Origin of the sequence: Acinetobacter sp. AOR12_HL (assembly GCF_027855275.1) — a bacterium.
GTDB lineage: Bacteria > Pseudomonadota > Gammaproteobacteria > Pseudomonadales > Moraxellaceae > Acinetobacter > Acinetobacter baumannii.
The window spans coordinates 58,895-79,816 of the sequence record NZ_JAKTIJ010000039.1 but is presented as its reverse complement, the minus strand read 5'-3'; the positions used below and the strand labels follow the sequence as shown (position 1 = coordinate 79,816).

Annotated in this window: 17 protein-coding genes and 1 pseudogene; 3 read left to right on the top strand and 15 right to left on the bottom strand. The window is 38.5% G+C overall.

Annotation, left to right across the window (positions count from 1 at the left end):
* Position 1: 1 nt before the first annotated feature.
* Both MKL36_RS17235 and MKL36_RS19115 read right to left on the bottom strand, forming a co-directional pair.
* Positions 2 to 664, bottom strand: coding sequence for a dUTP diphosphatase (locus MKL36_RS17235; protein ID WP_021510243.1), 663 nt, complete (start codon positions 662 to 664; stop codon positions 2 to 4).
* Positions 665 to 735: 71 nt separating this feature from the next.
* Positions 736 to 849, bottom strand: a complete 114-nt coding sequence (locus MKL36_RS19115; RefSeq protein WP_372535374.1) for a helix-turn-helix domain-containing protein — start codon at positions 847 to 849, stop codon at positions 736 to 738.
* 655 nt (positions 850 to 1,504) lie between these two features.
* Here MKL36_RS19115 and MKL36_RS17225 point away from each other — a divergent pair.
* Complete coding sequence (locus tag MKL36_RS17225) at positions 1,505 to 2,326, top strand: DUF4365 domain-containing protein (RefSeq protein WP_021510244.1); 822 nt, start codon at positions 1,505 to 1,507, stop codon at positions 2,324 to 2,326.
* A 211-nt stretch (positions 2,327 to 2,537) separates the two neighbouring features.
* Here the strand turns inward: MKL36_RS17225 and MKL36_RS17220 are convergent.
* Positions 2,538 to 2,832: pseudogene (locus MKL36_RS17220) on the bottom strand (hypothetical protein).
* A 998-nt stretch (positions 2,833 to 3,830) separates the two neighbouring features.
* Between MKL36_RS17220 and MKL36_RS17215 the strand changes: the two are divergent.
* On the top strand, positions 3,831 to 5,045 hold the full coding sequence (locus MKL36_RS17215; RefSeq protein ID WP_021510246.1) for a hypothetical protein: 1,215 nt from the start codon (positions 3,831 to 3,833) through the stop codon (positions 5,043 to 5,045).
* A 61-nt stretch (positions 5,046 to 5,106) separates the two neighbouring features.
* Here the strand turns inward: MKL36_RS17215 and murI are convergent, their stop codons facing one another.
* From murI to hutC, 10 genes are all read right to left on the bottom strand, one after another.
* Positions 5,107 to 5,907 (bottom strand): glutamate racemase, encoded by an 801-nt coding sequence (murI, locus tag MKL36_RS17210; protein WP_021510247.1) that lies wholly within the window; start codon positions 5,905 to 5,907, stop codon positions 5,107 to 5,109.
* Between the two features lie 23 nt (positions 5,908 to 5,930).
* On the bottom strand, positions 5,931 to 6,569 hold the full coding sequence (locus tag MKL36_RS17205; protein ID WP_000414390.1) for an HAD family hydrolase: 639 nt from the start codon (positions 6,567 to 6,569) through the stop codon (positions 5,931 to 5,933).
* 99 nt (positions 6,570 to 6,668) lie between these two features.
* A complete protein-coding gene (locus tag MKL36_RS17200) occupies positions 6,669 to 8,495 on the bottom strand; it encodes a DUF885 domain-containing protein (RefSeq protein ID WP_021510248.1) in 1,827 nt (608 codons plus the stop codon).
* Positions 8,496 to 8,748: 253 nt separating this feature from the next.
* Entirely contained in the window at positions 8,749 to 9,669 is a 921-nt protein-coding gene (gene hutG, locus MKL36_RS17195; RefSeq protein WP_031222393.1) for a formimidoylglutamase, read from the bottom strand.
* 10 nt (positions 9,670 to 9,679) lie between these two features.
* Positions 9,680 to 10,885, bottom strand: coding sequence for an imidazolonepropionase (gene hutI, locus MKL36_RS17190; RefSeq protein WP_021510250.1), 1,206 nt, complete (start codon positions 10,883 to 10,885; stop codon positions 9,680 to 9,682).
* A 51-nt stretch (positions 10,886 to 10,936) separates the two neighbouring features.
* Complete coding sequence (locus MKL36_RS17185; RefSeq protein ID WP_000081464.1) at positions 10,937 to 12,349, bottom strand: amino acid permease; 1,413 nt, start codon at positions 12,347 to 12,349, stop codon at positions 10,937 to 10,939.
* Positions 12,350 to 12,413: 64 nt separating this feature from the next.
* A complete protein-coding gene (gene hutH / locus MKL36_RS17180; protein WP_000421600.1) occupies positions 12,414 to 13,952 on the bottom strand; it encodes a histidine ammonia-lyase in 1,539 nt (512 codons plus the stop codon).
* An 87-nt stretch (positions 13,953 to 14,039) separates the two neighbouring features.
* Positions 14,040 to 15,716, bottom strand: coding sequence for a urocanate hydratase (gene hutU / locus MKL36_RS17175; protein ID WP_000214181.1), 1,677 nt, complete (start codon positions 15,714 to 15,716; stop codon positions 14,040 to 14,042).
* Positions 15,717 to 15,967: 251 nt separating this feature from the next.
* On the bottom strand, positions 15,968 to 16,543 hold the full coding sequence (locus tag MKL36_RS17170) for a HutD/Ves family protein (RefSeq protein WP_205665289.1): 576 nt from the start codon (positions 16,541 to 16,543) through the stop codon (positions 15,968 to 15,970).
* Entirely contained in the window at positions 16,540 to 17,292 is a 753-nt protein-coding gene (gene hutC, locus MKL36_RS17165; protein ID WP_001138319.1) for a histidine utilization repressor, read from the bottom strand. Before hutC ends, MKL36_RS17170 begins: the two co-directional genes overlap by 4 nt.
* A gap of 352 nt (positions 17,293 to 17,644) precedes the next feature.
* Here hutC and MKL36_RS17160 point away from each other — a divergent pair, with 352 nt between their 5' ends.
* Positions 17,645 to 18,757: an acyltransferase family protein gene (locus tag MKL36_RS17160; RefSeq protein ID WP_086374175.1), complete on the top strand. Its 1,113-nt coding sequence runs from the start codon at positions 17,645 to 17,647 to the stop codon at positions 18,755 to 18,757.
* A 32-nt stretch (positions 18,758 to 18,789) separates the two neighbouring features.
* Here the strand turns inward: MKL36_RS17160 and zigA are convergent, their stop codons facing one another.
* Together zigA and zrlA are read right to left on the bottom strand one after the other, a co-directional pair.
* A complete protein-coding gene (gene zigA / locus MKL36_RS17155; protein WP_086374174.1) occupies positions 18,790 to 20,055 on the bottom strand; it encodes a zinc metallochaperone GTPase ZigA in 1,266 nt (421 codons plus the stop codon).
* A 142-nt stretch (positions 20,056 to 20,197) separates the two neighbouring features.
* A complete protein-coding gene (gene zrlA, locus MKL36_RS17150) occupies positions 20,198 to 20,881 on the bottom strand; it encodes a D-Ala-D-Ala carboxypeptidase ZrlA (protein WP_031964024.1) in 684 nt (227 codons plus the stop codon).
* Between the last annotated feature and the right edge of the window lie 41 nt (positions 20,882 to 20,922).

The window sequence follows — 20,922 nt, the reverse complement described above, 5'->3', positions numbered from 1 at the left end:
CTTATTTATCTAATTGCTTATATCTTTTTTCTAATTGATTATATAAATAAGTTGATAATTGAGTATCAAGATTACCTTCATAATATGTATTCAGAATCTCATATAAGTGTTCATTATCTTCACGATTATTCCAAATCTTTATATATTCTCCAGATTTATATCCATTATGCTGTCTAAAATTATTTAATACATTCTTTGCAATATATAGTTTGTGGATTTCGACTATATCAAGCGATAACAGAAGAGAAAGGTTCATGAAACTTTCAATATCAAATTTCTTATGTTGTATTGTAAAAGCCATGAAATCTTCAATTTTTTCTAATATTTCAGCTTTATTGATAGTTTTACGATGAATTTCTACTAAAGGATCTAAGTTAACATTTTCTAACCCCTTCAAAAGATCATCGATTTTGAGTCTTCTTTGAAGAATATCACTAAGACCAAAATGCCAAATGTCTATTAACTCTATTTGAGCTTGTTCAATATCAATTTCTTGTTTTTTCCACCATTTCCAACCGACATGATCCATTAATTCTGCACATTCAGTCCATATAGCCCTATACCAAGGATTATTTGCATTTCTCCATTCTTTATTGATTAAACTATTAGTAGAATTCTGCAATTCTAACATTTCTTCCATAATTTCAGCATATTGATTTTTCATAAAAACTCTTAAGGTATAAATTATTGTTGCTATACTACTTTACAAATTATCTAAATTTAATTCACTTAAATTTATGACAATAATTGCACTGGCAATACTTTAAAATTTTTTTCTAAATCGTAAACGTTTTCTAAGGTAGGATTGACCTTACCTCTTTCAATTCGCCCTAGGTAACATCTATCCATATTACAGACCAGTACTAATTGCTTTTGTGACATATTTTTTCTTCTCTGTATTTACAAACTAATTGACTAAATTGAATAGTAAATTCTAACATAAACATTCAAATGCTTAAAAAACAGAACGATCACTGCTTGAGGAATGTAATACCTACGGATTATATTCTTCTTTTTCTAGTTTTTCATTATGGAATAAATCGTTTCACCAATCTTTCCTTATATCAAGGACAAATCGTTGAATGGATATTCAATGATTGGGAATAAATTAAATCTTTCTATAAAAGAAAAGTAAAAAACAAACAACAACTTTATAGTCTTTTCAGCAAAATTGTACAATAAGGTCACTTAGTCAAATATATTCCTTCATACAATCTACGACTTTCAGCATTTGTTGAAACTTAAAGTATGTATATCTTTAAAAAGCAAACGATATATAGAAATCAAACCATCTGAACAAACTATTGCGGTATTTCCAGAGCTAAAACAGAAATTTTAAAAAGAAAAACTAATTACTTCAAAATATTGAAGTAATAATGATTTTTAATTTCATTGTTTGATTAACCCGCAAATTCTAAACACATAGACGAATCTTTTTGTGAGTTTTTCATAATCTAATGGAAAATTATCTGTAAAATAGCTGATAAGAGAGGAAGCCATTACCATGCCAAAAAGAATAGAGACACATCGTATTGATACTAAGGCGATCAGAACTATTTTTACTCACTTAAATGAAAACTGGCTTGTCCGTAATCTTGAGGAGAGAGATTATGGGGTCGATCTACAATTAGAAAGATTTGATTTGAATGATGCGACTGGCGATTTTATCTTTGTTCAGGTTAAAGGTACTGACAAGAAGTTCAAGAAGACGGTAAAACTTTCTAGTTTTCCTGTTGATACAATAAAATATGCCTTAATGTTTGACGTACCTTTTTTTATCTTCCACACATCAAATACTTCCCAGCAGACAAAGTATGTATGGTTGCAAAACTACGTGGAAACGCGGCTTGAAAAAGATAATCCGCATTGGAAAAACCAAAAAAGTGTAACCATCTATTTTCCTAAAGAAAATGATCTGCAAGCTAATGATTCTAAAATTACCGACATCATTAAAAATGATAAGCTAAAGAAAATGGGAGTCAAGTTCTTAGCAATTTATGAGTCATTAAAGTTTCATTCAGAATCAGTGTTATCAGGACAAACTGCTGTTGCAATAGGATGTGCGATAGAAGCAAGAAAGCTACAAAAGTTGTCTTCATTCATTAATGAATATAAAGATCTAGTTTTTAACGGAAATTATAAAGACTTCAACACTTTTCATGCTGCTTACGACAACATTGCAAATACATCAGAAATTGATTCTGCCGATGAAGAAACTATTACTTCTGCAATGTCTTTTCTTGAGGAAATTAAGTCCACCTTCTTAAATCAAGATCAAATTGCTGATGTTTTGATGGAAAATACTACCGACTATCATTCTTATTAATTTTAGTTTTATACTATTTCGCTATGATAAAAACGTAGATCGCTTCTGTTGATTAGAAAGCCCGATAGGTATTAATTGCCTATCGGGCTTTTTTATTGCGTTCATACCAGAACATAAAGAACACTCCCCCTAGGCCCCTGTATCACAACAGTCTTTTACTTTTGCGCTGATTTAAAGTTTGAGAGATCATTGCGACACAGAGATAAAGGCGCTAAGCGAACTTAGCCCATTTCAGTTTTATCGCAGCGTTGAATGCTGCTGAACAAGTTAGGGGCAAAGTCCTGTGGGAGAACAGGACTTTGCAAACTGGTGCGTTTTAAACGTTGTACGGTTTGAGGTGAATACACCTGTGCAAGCTGTTGGCAAACACAATTACAACTGGCTTGCATGTATTCATCTGACAAACAAATTCTTTTAAATTCCTGCTGAGCATTGGCATCATCATTGGTAATACTGTAAGCACCGACCACAAGGTTTAAAATCAATATAAATTTATGAAGTTTCATATTATTCTCATGATTATTTATATCTTTAAATAAAATAAAAATATAATTCGATTAAATATTAAAATAATTTTTAGACAATAATTAATCCTCCCACAAACATAGGAAAATAAAATAATTAAAATTTTAAAATAGAAATAATTTATAAATTTAAAAAATCAGGTCGCAAAAACCTAAATTTTAAATAAATAAAATAATTAATTGAGAGAGAAAATGAGTTTGAATAATGGCATGGCCAACTCCTTAAAAATGGAGTTCTACCACCAAATCACCGCGAACTAATTTAGGGTGGTAGAACGAAAGAGGGTTAGCAGACTGACCTAGCGACCAGCACGCGCGAACGCGTCCCCCTTCCGCCCTACCATAGAGAAAAAGGGGGCACAAAGGTTCCACACGGGTAATACTGAGGAAGTATAACCCGACACGCTAGGGTACGGTCTGCTAAAACCGACTGGCAATGTAGGCCAGCAACGACATAATAATCGGTGATTTTAATTACGTCAATTTATTTTAATGAAAAAATTTAAATATAATTATTTTATTCATATTTAAATAGTATTACCCTTATTATTACATTTATGGCTTTTAATTAAATTTAAAATATAAACTTGGGTTATATATATTTAGTTAATAAAATAGATTAATCCTAAATTAATAGTTTATACAAATAAATCTAACATGAAGACGATTTAAGTATAAAAAATATCTTATAGAAAAAAGCCCCTACTCCATAAGTTGATAAGCGATCACTTCTAGCATCTTTTCCAGCGCTTATTTTTCTATAGCTTTATTGAATTTATAAAGTTCTAAAGTATAGTCTCGGCCTTTATTAAGGAATTCTAATAAATACATTTAAATCAATGTGTTATATACAAAAACCAACAAAAACACTTGGCTTTTTACATGAAAAATTATGATATAAATCACGCTTCGAAATTTGCCTAATAACTATAAATTTCGACTATTACAAAACACTTTCTAATTATAAGGAACAACTCATCATGGCTAATGGATTCCCAACAGGAAACTTTAGAATCGTTAATAAAGAAACAGGTGCATGTATCGCAAGTGCATACGGTGGTCAAACCCATGGTATGCAAGATGCTGTAACTGCACGTGGTGAAACGGGTAAGTTACCGTATTCTCATACAAATGACCGACTATTTACAGTACATGACAAAGTTAAAAATATAGACGAAGAGCTTTGGTATTTTGACAGTCGCGTATATAACGGTGGTCATCGAGAGAATAAGCTATACAACAAAGTTAAAGATATCCGTTCTAATTGGGTTCTCGGTGCCAATGTTGAGACAAAAGTCATTGGATTTAAAATGAATGACAAAAACCTAGCAAACTTTCTTAGTCTTTTACCAAAGCAAGATGAAGAAACACTTGCTCATTTAAAAACCAATAATCATCTTGATATTGTTGGTTTATTAGAAACATTTATTAATATTAACGGCGAAGAAACCATTAAATCGGAGCTTGTAGGTAAGCTCGACGATAAAAAATTGGAAGAATATTTAAATCCAGTCCTCGCTCATAAGTCAATTCGTAGCATTGAGCAAAAGTTCTATGAATATGCACGCTCTCCGTTTCTAGATTTAGATATTCCTGAACTTAAGGATTTACCTAATAGCCCTTTCACTCAGCATAATGAACAACTCTATAAAATCATTCTTGCTTCTGTGCAATTAGATATCTTGGATCACATAGATTGGCAATCAGATTCAGTGTTCCGATTGTATTTACACAATTACGATATGAATGAACTTCTAAAAAAACTTAAAAAAGAGCAGCTTGAGATATTACGAAACAAAATATGGATAGAGCTTCAACATGTAGAAGCCCCTCAAAAAGAAGCAGTAAAAATTATTCTAGAGCTTAGAAAGACTCTAGATTTACATATTGATGAGAAAAATATGAATACTGCCAAAAAGATTTTGCAGACAGCTTTAAAGTCAAATGAGTCTTTTGAACAACTGCAAACAGCATTAAACAGTGTAAATTATGAAGAGACGCAAGCAATTCACTGGCATAGTGGCGATATTTTCTTGCAAGGCGCAGGTCGCCAGTACCAAACTAATTGGGCATTTGAAGATGGTTATATCTTTATAGAAGGTCAGCCAGATGCGGTACTAACGCATAGCTGGGGTTCATATGCAACTATTAGTCAACGATCTAATGATCCGAGACAACGCTGGGAATTGAAATAAGCTTAATTTGAGCTAGAACATAAGATGGTAAGAGAAAATGCTCTTACCATCTTTATAAAATTTATATTGCGATATCTTTTACAGGTAAATGCGTACCTAACAAAGAAAAAGAAACATCAGCAACTTCCAACGGGTCTGAACTGGTCCAAATAATATGATTTCCCTCATTTGGACTTTCAGAATTTAAATGATATTGATTGAGCTGCCGAATTAATTGCGCTGTCACAGCCTCCGAAGGCTCAATAATTTGAATATCACGGCCTACAATTTCCTGAATCGTATCTGAGACAAATGGATAGTGTGTGCATCCTAAAATAATCGTATCGACTTTTTGCTCGACTAACGGCGCCAAAATATTTTTTAAATAATCTTTAACTTCCGCTGTATGTGCTTTACCCGTTTCAATTTTTTCGGCTAAGCCAATACAAGGCACCAAAGACACTTTAATATCTTGCGCATACGTTTCAATTAAACTTTTTAGGTTTTTACCCCTCACCGTAGTTGCAGTCGCCAAGACAGCAATATGCTTACTTTGTGTGATTGCCACAGCAGGTTTTACCGCTGGTTCTATTGCTATAAGTGGCACACTAATTTGCGCTCTAATCGTTTCAACCGCTACAGCCGTCATGGTGTTACAAGCAATCACGATCGCTTTGCATTTACCCTGAGCAACTAGGTTTGAAATTAAATGCGTGGTCCTTGAAACAATCCAGTCGCTTTCTCTGTCTCCATAAGGGACATATTTCGAGTCGGCGAAATAGATAATATCTTCATTCGGTAGCGCCTCCCGAATATGCTTAAAGAGAGACAACCCGCCTAAACCAGAATCAATCATTCCAATCGGGCTGTTATTGTTATTCATGCTTTATCCTGTATTTCATGTGTTTAGAAAAATTCTTTCATGGTTGCCAAGTCTGTTAGCACGACTTTAGGTTGAATGGTTTTTAATTTTTCGGCCGATGTATAACCCCAACCTACCGCAGCAAAATCAATACCTGCTTCATGTGCAGCTTCGCCATCCGTGGTTTGGTCGCCGACATAAATTGCTTGGTTTTTACTTACATCCAAAATGTTGAGAACACGCTTTATTCGCTTCGCTTTGCCAAATATAGACGAGCCACCATCAATATGGCTAAAAAGCTCACAGAGTTCTTTACCAAGTACATTTTGACAGTTTTCTTTAGAGTTTGAAGTAATAATTGCAAGCGTATACCCCCGCTTATGCAGTTCAATTAAGTGGTCCCGCATACCTTCAAACAAATGAATTTCTTCATCTCTTTCTTTCATTAACCGAATAAAATCTTTCGCAATCCAAGGCAGTTTCCACCTAGAAACATTCATCTCTTTCATAATTTCTCTAGGCGTAAGTTGTTTGTAGTAATCGACTTCGTGAAGGCTTACCGATTTAAATTTATACTTTGCGGAAAGTTGATTTAAAACGCTTAGAAAAAAATGAAAGGAGTCGGCTAAAGTGCCATCTAAATCAAAAATAATAGCCTGATATTCTTTTAGGTTTTTTTCCATTTCTAGTTTCGAAAATATATTTTTTCTTATTATATTCTGTTTTCTATCGGTTTTTAAATCAGGCCCAACGAGGACCTGACCTAAATTTCGATTTTTGTTTTAAGCTGCCGCTTTTTGTTCCTTTATCCAATTTTTAATACGGGCATCGAGTATATTTAAAGGCAAGGTTCCTGCATTTAAAACCATGTCATGGAATGCTTTGATATCAAAACGGTCTCCAAGCTCATGTTTCGCGAGCTCCCGTAGCTCTAAAATTTTGAGTTGGCCCATCTTATATGCTAATGCTTGGGCAGGAATAGCGATATAGCGATCCGTCTCTGCCTGAATATCAGGTTCATCTAAAGCAGAGTGTTCACGCATAAAATCAATCATTTGCTGACGGGTCCATTTTTTATAATGTACGCCAGTGTCCACCACTAGACGACAAGCACGGAACAACTCACTCGATAGTCTTCCATAGTCTGAAAGCGGGTCTTTATAGAAACCCACATCTTTGCCCAATTGCTCTGCGTAAAGTGCCCATCCTTCAATATAAGCGGTATGGTTGGGTTGCTTTCGGAACATCGGCAAATTTGGCAGGTTTTGAGCAATATCAATCTGCATATGGTGGCCGGGAATTGCTTCATGGTAAGCGGTTGCTTCCATTGATATTTTGGAACGTTCAGAGAAGTCGCCAGTATTTACATATACCTGTCCCGGCCGTGAACCATCAGGCGTTCCTTGATGATACTCCGCACCTGCCGCTTCTTTTTCTCGATATTGCTCTACAGGTAAAACTTCGACTTTATTTTTGGGTAATAAACCAAACAGCTTCGGCAGCTCTGGTTGCATTTGGGCAATATACCCGCGATAAATCTCTAAAATTTCTTCACGAGATTTTGGGAAAACCGCAGGATTTGTCTTTAATGATTGTTGGAAACTTTTTAAATCATTGAAACCTTGTGCTTTGGCAATTTTCAGCATTTCCGCTTCTATCCGAGCAACTTCTTTTAATCCGAGCTGATGAATAGTTTCAGGGCTTTCAGAGGTTGTCGTATTGTTTTCTACATAAAAACGATAGAGCTCGTCACCGTTTGGCAAGCTCCATATACCCTCGTGTTGTCGTCCATAGGGTAAGTAATCTTTCTGAATAAACGTCCCGAGTTTTTGATAAGCAGGCCGTACATTCTGGTCTATGACCTGTAGTACTTCACGGCTTAAACGCTCTTGTTCTGCTTTCGAAATGTTGTTTGGAAATTGCTTTAATGGAGAAGCAAACACACTGTCCTTTCCTGCTGGAGTTGCAATGCTATCAATCTGCTTTGCCACCTTTTCAATTAAATATTTGGGTGGCATCAAGCCATCTTTTTGTCCTTGTTTCGCTAACTGAATACCTTGCTCAAGAATAAGAGGAATTTGTTTTAAACGAGCAATATAGTCTTGATATTGCTTAGCATTATTAAATGGAATCGAACTAATAAATCCCGGAAATTGTAAATGTAGCCCCCACATTTGATTAAAAGGCATCTCATACAATTTCAAATCATAATTTTTAAGTGTTTCTTTCAACTGATAAATCATTAAATCTTTATTTAATTGATCAGTTGCTGAAAATCCTGTGCTATCAATTGCTTCGAAACGTTTTAAAAAATTTTGCGTAGTTTTTTTATCTTTCTCGATCTGATTTTTTGAAAATTCGGTCCATCGATCGTTATAGCGTAAGTCTCCTAAAACGGTTGCAGTTTCAGGACTATTTTTTAAAGTGTATTCCCACTGTTCCTGTAAAAGCTGATTTAAAGCTTTCACCCGAACAGAGACATCGCTCTTTTGTTTAGATTGTGATTTTTCGATGGTATTTGTATTTATTTCGGGGGTTGCAGCATCAGAAGAATGAGACATCCAAAATAAAACACTGATACAAGCAAAATGTAAGGTTCTGTTTTTCATTTAATTATCCAAACATATTTAACGAAGTTTAAAATAAAGACAAAACAAATTACGTGCCAAGCAGCATATAAAATAGTGTAAAAATCGAGTATTTTTTAACTCAATGATTTTATAAATTAATTTTCTTTTTAATTAAATTAATTATAGTTGCTATCTATATTCCGTATCTGACTTTAATTTACCAGAAAGTCAAAAAAAAGCGCACATGAGCGATCTCAGTGCACTTTTTCATTTCTACATTAAAAATTGTTTCTCAAAAAAATAAATATTGATAAACAATGTACGCAGCCAGTTTTGCTGTTCGATTGTCCAAATCAAATTTTGGATTGCACTCAGCAATATCTAGAAGTTTGATTTTGCCAGACTCTTGAATATGCTTAAAAATCGCTTCAAAAGTCGCTAAATCAATTCCTTTTACAGCAGGTGCACTGACTCCCGGTGCAACCGCAGCCGCGAATACATCTAGATCAATCGTAACGTACAAACAGTCTACTTTTTCAATAAAAGCATCAACCGCTGCAAGCACGTTGTTTAGGTTAAAAATATTAACCTCATGATCACGTAAATATGAACAATTCAGCGCATCGGCAGTATCAAACAAAATTTTAGTATTGGCATGGTTGGCGACCCCAATACATAAATAATTAAATTGTTTTTGATGCTGTTCTGAAAGTCGAGCTGCCTGTAAAAAAGGTGTTCCAGAGGTGGCATGCTCTGCTTCACGCAAATCAAAATGGGCATCGAAATTAATAATGCCGATTTTTTTATCTGGCGCGTGAGCTTGTACATATTGGAACAGACCGCTAAAGCTGCCAAATGCAACTTCATGTCCACCGCCCAATACAACAGGTTTTAAGCCATGTTCTAGGCTATTTGCGACTTGTTCAGCTAATTCGCTTTGTGCTTGCTCTAAATTGCCATATTCACAGGTCACCGTCCCTAAATCGACAATACTGACTGGGCGATGAATCGGTAAATTAGCAAGTTGCGTACGGATTGCATCTGGTGCATCGGCAGCACCAACTCGGCCTTTATTACGTTTCACGCCTTCATCAGAGCTAAAACCAATCAGGGCAAATTCAGCATGTTGGGTGGTGTTCACTATATGGTGAATACGTTGATGTGCCTCACCCTCGCCATCATGTCGGCCTTGCCATTTAAATGTGTGATTCATGTGACACCGTTTAAAAAATAACTTCTTGTCCATGCTGAACGACTCGCTTAGGCAAATCTCCGCCCAGCCAGTAAACAATTTCAGATGGATGCTCAATATCCCAAGCGACAAAGTCAGCGACTTTACCCTGCTCCAAACTACCGTGTGTTTGCTCTAAACCGAGCGCTTGTGCAGCATGAATAGTGACACCTGCTAATGCTTGCTCAGGCGTTAAACGGAATAACGTACTGCCCATATTCAGCATTAAACGTAAAGAGAGTGCTGGAGATGTACCCGGATTTAAATCACTCGACAGCGCAATACGCACTCCGTGTTTAATAAGACTTTCAATCGGTGGGTATTGTGTTTCACGCAATAAATAAAAAGCACCCGGTAATAACACTGCAACCGTGCCCGACTCTGCCATGGCTTTGACATCATCTTCGGTCATGTACTCTAAATGGTCAGCCGACAAAGCATGATAACGTGCTGCTAAGCTTGAACCACCTAGCGATGAGAGCTGTTCGGCATGAAGCTTAACGGGTAGCCCCAATGATTGTGCCGTTTTAAAAACGCGTTCAACCTGAGCTGGCGAAAATGCTAAATGCTCGCAGAAAGCATCAACAGCATCGACTAAACCTTCAGCATGCAGTTTAGGCAGCATTTCTGTACAGATATGCTCGATATAAGCGTCGCTTTGGTCTTTGTACTCTGGCGGTAAAGCATGTGCAGCTAAACACGTACTTTTTACCGTCATTGGTAAAGCTTCACCAATTTGACGGATCACACGCAGCATCTTGCGCTCGTTTTCGTAGTTGAGTCCGTAGCCAGACTTAATTTCAATGGTGGTTACACCGTCTTGTTGCATGCAGCGAATACGCTTAAGGGCTGATTTCAGTAATTGTTCTTCACTGGCTTCTCGGGTTGCGCGTACTGTACTAGCAATACCGCCACCACTTGCAGCAATTTCAGCATAACTCACGCCCTGTAAGCGCTTTTCAAACTCAACACTACGGTTACCACCAAATACGCTATGCGTATGACAGTCGATGAACCCCGGGGTTACCCAAGCGCCATTTAAGTCAACTGTTTCGGAATAAGTGTCGGCAGGAAGTTGTTGTTGTTTTCCAATCCAGTGGATGAGATGCCCTTCTGTGACAATTGCAGCATCTTCAATGTAGGAATATTGCCCATTTTGCATGGTGGCAATATGGCAGTTTTGCCAAAGTTTTTTCATTAGCCTATCCTCGAAACTGCCCAACAGTAAAACTATTGGGCAGCTGATTTGTTAGCTTTCCATTTCTATGTTTTGCTGGACAGGCTCACTTTCCTTTCCCAAGCTTTGCTCTGGTTTTACCCAAATACGATAAGCAATAGTTAAGAGAGCAAGCCAAGTGATTCCTACATAAATTGCAGGACGCGAATCTGGGAAGTAGCCCATCATCACTAAAATGAACACCATAAAACCGATTGCAAAAGCAGGGGCATATGGCCAGCCAAATACAGGGAAATCAAGTGCCTTAATTTCAGCAGTAGATAATTTACGGCGCATAGCCACTTGCGAAAGCAAGATCATGAGCCATACCCAAACAGTTGCAAACGTTGCAATTGATGCAATGATGACAAACACATTTTCAGGAATCAGGTAGTTCAGCACCACACCAATTAACAGCACGCCAGCCATAACCACAACAGTCATCCAAGGCACGCCATTACGCGATAATTTTTGGAAGATTCGAGGTGCTTGGCCACGATTTGCCATACCATACAACATACGGCCTGCACCAAACACATCACTGTTAATTGCCGAAATTGCAGCAGTTACCACTACAATATTTAAAATATTTGCAGCAGATTTAATGCCTAAGTTTTCAAAAATTTGTACAAACGGGCTGCCTTGGCTACCAATCTGGTTCCATGGGAAAATCGACATGAGTACAAATATAGTCAGTACATAGAAAAGTAAAATACGTACCGGAACAGCATTAATTGCTTTAGGTAAAGTAGTTTTCGGGTCTTGTGATTCACCTGCTGTAATACCAATAATTTCGATACCACCGAAAGCAAATACCACTACAGATAAACATGCAACCAAGCCTGCAATGCCATGTGGCATAAAGCCTTCATAGATCCATAAGTTTTGAATCCCCGGCACTACACTGCTATGGTCAGCATGGAAGCCATAGAACATCAAACCTAAGCCACCTAAAATCATGGCAACAATGGCACTCACCTTGACAATTGAGAGCCAAAATTCGAGTTCACCAAAGACTTTCACATGAATGAGGTTAATTGCGCCCAAGAACATGATGAGAGACAAAATCCAGATCCACCGTGGGACATCGGGATACCAGAACCCCATATAAATACCAAACGCAGTGACATCGGCAATTGCAACAATCACCATCTCAAAAACATAAGTCCAGCCTGTCGTAAAGCCGGCCAAAGGACCAATGTATTGAGAAGCATAGTGGCTAAATGAGCCAGAGACAGGGTTATGGACTGCCATTTCACCCAGTGCGCGCATCACAATATAAATTGCAATCCCTGCAACGATGTACGCAAGTAATACTGAAGGCCCTGCCATTTTAATAGCAGTTGCCGAACCATAGAAAAGCCCAGTTCCAATTGCTGAGCCCAATGCCAAGAAACGAATGTGGCGGGTGTTTAAGCCCCGCTGTAGTGTGGAGTTTTGTGACATTATAATCTCCAATCCTTGAGGAAATTTAGTTGGATTCGGCCACTCCATGTGACCGTTTTATCAATCACACTTCAGATAAACTAGGGAGTAGTTTTGGAATGAGTAACTCGTTTAGGCAACCACTCGCAAGCAATTCACTAGCCTGTTCGATATCAGGAGCAAAGAAACGGTCTTCACTGTAGTAAGGAACTTGGTCGCGCAAGATTTTACGAGCTTGTTCAAGTTTAGGCGAGCTTTTTAAACCTTCACGGAAGTCTAGACCCTGACAAGCGCCTAACCATTCAACAGCTAAAATGCCGCGGACGTTATCAGCCATATACCAAAGACGTTTACCAGCATTTGGAGCCATCGATACATGGTCTTCTTGGTTGGCTGAAGTCGGCAAGCTATCCACACTTGCAGGATGTGCAAGCGCTTTGTTGTCACTTGCAAGAGCAGCAGCGGTTACCTGAGCAATCATAAAGCCCGAGTTAACACCGCCATTTGCTACCAAGAACGGTGGAAGCTGTGACATATGACGGTCCATCATCATCGAAATACGACGTTCAGATAGTGAACCAATTTCTGCAATTGCCAATGCTAAATTGTCGGCCGCCATTGCAACAGGTTCTGCATGGAAGTTACCACCAGAAATCACGTCACCTTGTTCAGCAAATACAAGCGGGTTATCCGATACAGCATTTGCTTCAATTTCTAATACTTCAGCAGCCTGACGGATTTGAGTTAAACATGCACCCATCACCTGTGGTTGACAACGTAAAGAATATGGGTCTTGAACTTTGCCACATTCTTCATGTGAACGAGAGATTTCACTCGAATCAGTCAATAAATCGCGATAAGCCGCAGCCACATCAATTTGACCACGTTGGCCGCGTACTTCGTGAATACGCGCATCGAAAGGTGCACGTGAACCAAGCATTGCTTCAACACTTAAGCCACCACAAACTGTCGCGGCAGCAAATAAATCTTCTGCTTCAAATAAGCCGCGTAAAGCGTAAGCTGTTGAAACCTGTGTACCATTTAAAAGTGCCAAACCTTCTTTAGCCGCTAAAGAAATTGGTTCTAAACCTGCAATTTTTAAAGCTTCAACTGCTGGTAACCATTCACCTTTATAACGTGCCTTACTTTCACCAAGTAAAACTAAAGACATGTGTGCAAGTGGTGCCAAGTCACCAGAAGCCCCTACTGAACCTTTAAGTGGAATGTGTGGGTAAACTTCAGCATTAATTAAGGCCAACAAAGCATCAATGACTTTACGACGAATACCGGAGAAACCACGTGCCAAGCTATTTGCTTTCAATAGAATAATTAAACGAACCATTGCATCATCAAGTGCTTCGCCTACACCTGCCGCATGCGAAAGAACTAATGAACGCTGTAATTTCTCTAAATCTTCAGGCGCAATTTTAGTTGAAGCAAGTAAGCCAAAACCTGTATTAATACCGTAAGCTGTACGTCCTTCATTTACAATTTGCTCTACACAAGCCACGCTTGCATTAATTGCAGATGAAGCACTTTCATCTAATTTAACTTTAATTGGGTTGAGGTAAGCTTGACGTAAATCGGCTAAGGTCAGTTTTCCCGGTTGGATCAGTAATTCCATGTTGGCTTCCTAATTTTTTGCACTATATTCTGCTGAGACGGTGCTTTTCACAATTGCAAAAAGCACCGCCAGTTCTTCCATGTATTTTTATTGCGTGATCATTGGCAAGTGTAGGCCTTGCTCTTTGGCACAGTTAATCGCAATTTCATAACCTGCATCAGCATGACGCATAACACCTGTTGCAGGGTCATTGGTTAGTACGCGAGCAATACGTGCAGCAGCTTCATCTGTACCGTCACACACAATCACAACGCCTGAGTGTTGAGAGAAGCCCATACCTACACCACCACCATGATGTAGAGACACCCAAGTTGCGCCGCCTGCTGTATTTAACAATGCATTTAATAAAGGCCAGTCTGATACTGCATCTGATCCGTCTTGCATTGCTTCAGTTTCACGGTTAGGACTTGCAACCGAACCTGAGTCTAAGTGGTCACGACCAATCACGATCGGTGCAGACAATTCACCGCTACGAACCATTTCGTTAAATGCCAAACCAAGTTTTGCACGTAAGCCCAAACCTACCCAGCAAATACGCGCTGGTAAGCCTTGGAAGCTAATACGTTCACGAGCCATGTCTAACCAGTGATGTAAATGCTCATCATCAGGAATTAACTCTTTAACTTTGGCATCTGTTTTATAAATATCTTCAGGGTCACCAGAAAGCGCTGCCCAACGGAATGGACCAATACCGCGACAGAACAACGGACGGATGTATGCAGGTACGAAGCCCGGGAAATCAAAAGCGTTTGCTACGCCTTCTTCTTTCGCCATTTGACGGATGTTATTGCCATAGTCAAATGTTGGAACACCCATTTTTTGGAAATCAAGCATGGCTTGTACGTGTTTCGCCATCGACTGTTTCGCAGCTTTTACAACAGCTTCCGGTTCTTTTTTCGCGCGTTCACGGTATTCATCCCAAGTCCAGCCTACTGGTAAGTAGCCATTAAGTGGATCGTGTGCACTTGTTTGGTCAGTCACCATGTCTGGACGTACACCACGGCGTACAAGCTCAGGTAAAATTTCAGCAGCATTACCATGAAGTGCGATTGAAATTGCTTTACCTTCTTTTGTATAACGATCAATACGCGCTAAAGCATCATCTAAATCAGTTGCTTGTTCGTCTACATAACGGGTACGTAAACGGAAATCGATACTTGCTTGTTGGCATTCGATGTTTAAAGAACATGCACCTGCAAGTGTTGCAGCTAAAGGCTGAGCACCACCCATACCGCCTAAACCAGCAGTAAGAACCCAACGGCCTTTTAAGTCACCGTTGTAGTGTTGGCGACCTGCTTCAACGAAAGTTTCATAAGTACCTTGTACAATACCTTGGCTACCAATGTAGATCCACGAACCCGCTGTCATTTGACCGTACATTGCCAAAGCTTTAGCGTCTAATTCGTTAAAGTGTTCCCAGTTTGCCCAGTGCGGTACAAGGTTTGAGTTTGCAATTAAAACGCGTGGCGCATCTTTATGAGTTTTAAATACACCTACTGGTTTGCCTGATTGAACTAATAACGTTTCGTCAGTTTCAAGATTTTTTAGCGTATCTACAATTTTGTCGAAACATTCCCAGTTTCGTGCTGCACGGCCAATACCACCGTATACCACCAATTCTTTCGGGTTTTCTGCAACGTCCGGATCAAGGTTATTCATCAACATACGCAATGGGGCTTCAGTTAACCAACTCTTAGCCGTTAATTCAGTGCCGCGTGGTGCACGAATTTCTACATCACGAAATTTTGTTGTCGTTGTTGTCACAGTCGGACTCCTTCCTTTGAGCTTACATCAGCAGAACATCACTTGTTTCTGCATTTGTATAGTAATGTATTAACTTGTATATACATCTATATACTACACAAATATTTTTCGGCGTGAAGAGGCTTGCTCGTATTTTTTTTAAAAAGTTGAATAAACTTATGAATTAAATTAATTTATTTTTATATCTGACATAAAAAAAGCACATATCTTCTAACAAGACATGTGCTTTTTAATCAGTAAATTATATCTTTTTAACGTTGAATTAACTCAATGATATAGCAACTTTTGAGCTGTTTTTTTGGAAAATTGATTGATGTGACACTAGCATTTTTCTCAATTTTTAGCGTCTCATGAGCAGCAAGCTGAACGGAATGCTCATCAACGTTCACTTCCGTTTCACTACCCTGATTAAAAATAAAAATCAGGTCTGCCGAGCTTATAAATGCCTGCTCCGCTGCCTCATTCAACCACTGAAAACGGGCATGAAACTTTGCAGGATCATAAATTAAATTTAAATCCCGAATTGCACCGTCTACCAGTTCACTTTGGACCTGACTTTCACCATGAAAAGCAAAAATATCGCCCTGTTTCAGCTTTTTGGCAGGAAGGTCATCGACATGCAGTACCATGCCCTGCCCATCAAGTACGCTAATAATGCGTTGTTTATTGGGAAATAACGAAAATGGCCCAGAAGTTGTTACATCTGCCATCGAAATGCGCCACTCAAAGTCGGCTTCACCTTGGCTTCGAGCAATTTCTAAAGTAAATCCTGCACCGTTTTTCCAAAGCATTTTTGTATATTGATCGGCCCTGATCAATTCAATCATGGATTAAATTTCCCTTCGAGATAATAGCGGCTGCCCGGATAAATCAATCTTGCACTTGAAATGAGTTGTTTGTTTGACCATGTGCGACGGCGGATGAGTAAACACGGTTCAGCTTTCGTAATCTTTAACCACTTACACTCTTGAGGCGATGCTAAAACGGCCTCAACAATGTGTTCACCTTCTGTCACGGGTGCTTTTGCCATGAGGTAAGCATTTGGGGTAATGGTTTTAAAATCTTGTTCTAAATAATCTGGAATCAGTGCTGCATCAACTAAACGATCTTCGACCTGAACAGGTACATCATTTTCATAATGCACAATAATCGAGTGAAATAATTTTTGCCCTTCGCGAGTCTGCATTAACACGCTTTGCTCTGCATTTGCATAAATTTGTTCTAAGACTAAAACTTCAGCATGGTGCTTATGGTTTCGTGCAATAATCTCATCGGCAATATTGTTAATTTGGAAAAGTGCAGTTCGGCCTTGCCCTTCAGCAACGAAAGAACCAACACCCTGAATTCGAACAAGTAAGCCTTCTGTTGTTAACTCGCGTAGCGCACGGTTTACCGTCATACGGCTACAGCCGAGTTGATTAACGAGTTCACTTTCCGAAGGAATTTTTTTATTTACAGCCCAAGAGCCTTCATAAATCTTTTGTGAAATCAGCTGTTTTACGCGCTGATATAAAGGAACTGGACTATCAGCTTCAATCGAAAGCTCAGTATGTTCTTGTTTTGATGTTCTGGGCATAACAAATACTCAAAAAGGCAGCAGGCAAAAAGGTATTTTAGTTGACATGCTATGTATATACAACCACATACAACATGTTAATTTATGAATTAAATATATTTTAAAAAGTTTAAAAAATAAACATAGCTCGACAAGAGCTAATTTAAAGTTTTATGTAGAGAAATTCAAATATATAAAGGCTTTATCAACATTTATTTAATAGTTATTTTTGCTAAGTCAGTGCCCCATCCAAGAAAACAAAAATATCATTTTTTCTGGTTTACGAAATGATGCTTAAATTTTTTATTTAAAATAACTGATCGATAGTATTCTTCTGCCACACAGTATATTAATAAAACTGGAAGCACATCGAATGCGTAATTATAAAATAGATATTCTTCGAGGAATTTCTATCCTTTTGGTTCTTTTACATCATTTTAATATTCCCTATAAACTTAAAGATACATGGTTAGGTTTTGATTTCTTAGGTGAAGCATTTAGCACAGTCATCGCAAGAAACGGAAATTATGGCGTCACCATGTTTTTTGTGATTTCGGGTTTTTTAATTACCCATCACACTTTAAAACGAGACAAACAATTTTCTGCAATTAACCTCAAACATTTTTATATCCGACGAGCAGCGCGTATTTTACCGTGTCTGGTATTACTCATTTTAGGTGTAAGCATACTTGGTTCATTTGACTTAAAACCCTTTATGAACCAAGCACCGAATGGCATTGAGGTCTCTTATCCTTTAACCATATTTGCAGCCTTAACCTTCTGGATGAATATCCTGATTATTAAATTTGGTTGGGTAAACTACGCTTTGGGCGTGTTGTGGTCGCTCTCTGTAGAAGAAGTTTTTTACTTTGTTTTTCCATTATTGTGTCTACTCACCCGTAGTAATAAGGTCTTTGTTGCTGTACTTGTTGGCGTGATTTTATATGGGCCTTATTTTAGGTCTCTCCATTTTGGAGAAGAAAGCGGCGCTTATTTATATCACTATTTTTCAAGTTTTGATGGTATAGCGGTGGGCTGTTTAACTGCCATTTTTTCTCATAAATATCAGCCAAATTGGACCTATAAAAAACCTCTTTCATGGCTAATTATTTTGAGTATGACCGCTCTATATTTATATGCGCCCATTAAAGAAGTCAGTACATGGGGTATTAGCTTATTTGCTCTTGCCACAGGTTTACTCATTTTGTGTTTCCAACATCCTTCCGAAACCCAAGCACATAATCTATTTACCAAAGTGATGGTCTGGTTGGGGCAAAGAAGTTACGAAACTTATTTGTTTCATCTGGTTGTGCTGGGCCTTATGAAAGTTGCTTTTATTCCAGCCCAAACCGACTCTAGCATCAAAATTATGCTTTTAATTGGCTATTTGATTCTGACTTTTATCATTAGCGCAGCAATAGAAAAATACTATTCCACCCCACTTAACAGCTACATTCGAAAGGTTTTTATCAAAGATAAATCATAAAAAATAAGCCCCTTGAAAATGGGGCTTTTTTATTAAGCAATCAACATCGTTTCATCATCTTGCTTAAAAGGATTAGACCAGCTCCGCCATGCTTGTGGTCCTAAAGCCATTTCTTCATCGCTTAACAAGCAGCTATCCAAGCGTTGTATTAAAGCTTGCTCATCCATTTGCATACCAATTAAAACCAGCTCCTGACGCGCATCACCTGTTTGAGCATCCCAAACCTTTTTAATTTGTTCGATGCTGTCTAAGTCACTCGGCCAGTCTTCTTCTGCAACGGCTGCCCACCAATAACCAGCTAAACCGTGTCGAGCCATTGCTCCCGCTTGTGACCATGAGTAAGCCAATGTCGGTTCGGCAGCCAACCAGAAAAAGCCTTTGGAACGCACAACTCCCGGCCATTCAGCCTGTACCAAATCATAAAAACGCTCTGGATGGAAAGGTCGGCGGGCACGGTAAACAAAGCTACTAATGCCATACTCTTCAGTTTCAGGTGTATGCTCGCCGCGTAACTCTTTTAACCAACCCGGTGCTTGCGCGGCTTCATCAAAATCAAATAACTGTGTATTTAAGATTTTATCTAAAGCGACCTTTCCAAATTGAGCAATTTCAATTCGGGCACGCGGATTTAACGTTTTTAAAATGGCGATAAGCTGGTCTTGCTGAGCCTGATCAATCAAATCAATTTTATTCAGTATAATCACATCACAAAACTCAATCTGATCGATAAGAAGGTCAACCACAGTTCTCTCATCTTGCTCGCCTAATGATTCGCCGCGTTGTTGTAGGGTGTCAACTGAGCTGTAATCTTTAAGAAAGTTAAAAGCATCGACTACCGTAACCATAGTGTCGAGTCGAGCAAACTCATTGAGTGAGTTTCCATCTTCATCTTCAAAGGTAAAGGTTTCTGCCACAGGTAATGGCTCTGAAATGCCAGTTGACTCAATCACCAATTGGTCAAAGCGTCCTTCATTGGCTAAACGTCTCACCTCAACCAATAAATCTTCTCGTAACGTACAGCAGATACAGCCATTACTCATTTCAACCAGTTTTTCATCTGTTCTTGAAAGCTCTGCCCCACCTTCGCGTACTAATGCCGCATCAATATTCACCTCAGACATATCATTAACAATCACGGCAATACGGCGGCTTTCGCGATTATTTAAAATATGGTTGAGTAATGTGGTCTTTCCTGCACCCAAAAAGCCCGATAAAACAGTGACGGGAAGCTTGGCAAATGAGTTGGCGATTGCAGTGTGCATGGCTTGATCTCTTTGAATAATATTTAAACTGATCATGGTTGGCCATTTAAATATGGCCAGATCACAGGCGTAATCTATTTCTAAACCACAATAATGTTATGTTATAACATAACTATTGATCAAGTTTTTATTCTAGTTTTATCTAAGCCAAATCACTTAGTGTTTGAAAAAATTGCTTTTATAGTCCCTGACAAATTGAGGTTCTATAGTGATGGTCTGGCCCCCATGCACGGAATCCTTGGCTATCAATATGGATTTGTCCTGAAGCATAAACACCCAGCCCCATATTAAACGCTTGGCCTTTAGTCGCCCAGAACTGACAAAGCTTGGTTTTAGTTTGTTGAATATTGAACTGGTCTAAATCGCTAGGCTGTTCTGGTCCAATTCTAAAATCAAGTGCTGCATTAAAGACATGTCGGGAAGCATCAGCACCACCTGCACAGCGGTTTAAAGCTAAAGCTCGATAGACCGAAGTCACTTCAAAATCGTTAATTACACCATCATCAACCAATGCTTTTAATATATTGAGCGTCGGAACAATATTGGACCAAATCTCGCTTGGTGGCACTGCGTAAGGCTCAACTCCACATTTTTGCCAGTCTCGGGCTGAACGTAATAACTCGTGGTCTGGAACTAAATCGGCAAGTCCTTTTTGCTTAAGAAATTGCTTATAAGCTTGTACAGACTGTCTGTGATCTGCAGTTGCAATCCAAACGATATAATCTTCAGGCTGTTGTTTGATTTTAACCACAGTTTTAGATGGTTGAGGCAAAGAGGGAGAGCGATGAGTAATCGTCGGCTGGGGTGTTTGAGTACTACAAGCCGCCAGAGATAATACGAGTAAACCTAAATAACGCTTCATAAATATATTCTATCTTCCCTAAACATCTGGAAGCCTTTAAT

Bases quoted from the DNA above. Each gene is read 5' to 3' on its own strand.
- MKL36_RS17235 (WP_021510243.1), bottom strand. From the start codon at position 664: ATGAAAAATCAATATGCTGAAATTATGGAAGAAATGTTAGAATTGCAG.
- MKL36_RS19115 (WP_372535374.1), bottom strand. From the start codon at position 849: ATGGATAGATGTTACCTAGGGCGAATTGAAAGAGGTAAGGTCAATCCT.
- MKL36_RS17225 (WP_021510244.1), top strand. From the start codon at position 1,505: ATGCCAAAAAGAATAGAGACACATCGTATTGATACTAAGGCGATCAGA.
- MKL36_RS17215 (WP_021510246.1), top strand. From the start codon at position 3,831: ATGGCTAATGGATTCCCAACAGGAAACTTTAGAATCGTTAATAAAGAA.
- murI (WP_021510247.1), bottom strand. From the start codon at position 5,907: ATGAATAACAATAACAGCCCGATTGGAATGATTGATTCTGGTTTAGGC.
- MKL36_RS17205 (WP_000414390.1), bottom strand. From the start codon at position 6,569: ATGGAAAAAAACCTAAAAGAATATCAGGCTATTATTTTTGATTTAGAT.
- MKL36_RS17200 (WP_021510248.1), bottom strand. From the start codon at position 8,495: ATGAAAAACAGAACCTTACATTTTGCTTGTATCAGTGTTTTATTTTGG.
- hutG (WP_031222393.1), bottom strand. From the start codon at position 9,669: ATGAATCACACATTTAAATGGCAAGGCCGACATGATGGCGAGGGTGAG.
- hutI (WP_021510250.1), bottom strand. From the start codon at position 10,885: ATGAAAAAACTTTGGCAAAACTGCCATATTGCCACCATGCAAAATGGG.
- MKL36_RS17185 (WP_000081464.1), bottom strand. From the start codon at position 12,349: ATGTCACAAAACTCCACACTACAGCGGGGCTTAAACACCCGCCACATT.
- hutH (WP_000421600.1), bottom strand. From the start codon at position 13,952: ATGGAATTACTGATCCAACCGGGAAAACTGACCTTAGCCGATTTACGT.
- MKL36_RS17170 (WP_205665289.1), bottom strand. From the start codon at position 16,543: ATGATTGAATTGATCAGGGCCGATCAATATACAAAAATGCTTTGGAAA.
- hutC (WP_001138319.1), bottom strand. From the start codon at position 17,292: ATGCCCAGAACATCAAAACAAGAACATACTGAGCTTTCGATTGAAGCT.
- MKL36_RS17160 (WP_086374175.1), top strand. From the start codon at position 17,645: ATGCGTAATTATAAAATAGATATTCTTCGAGGAATTTCTATCCTTTTG.
- zigA (WP_086374174.1), bottom strand. From the start codon at position 20,055: ATGATCAGTTTAAATATTATTCAAAGAGATCAAGCCATGCACACTGCA.
- zrlA (WP_031964024.1), bottom strand. From the start codon at position 20,881: ATGAAGCGTTATTTAGGTTTACTCGTATTATCTCTGGCGGCTTGTAGT.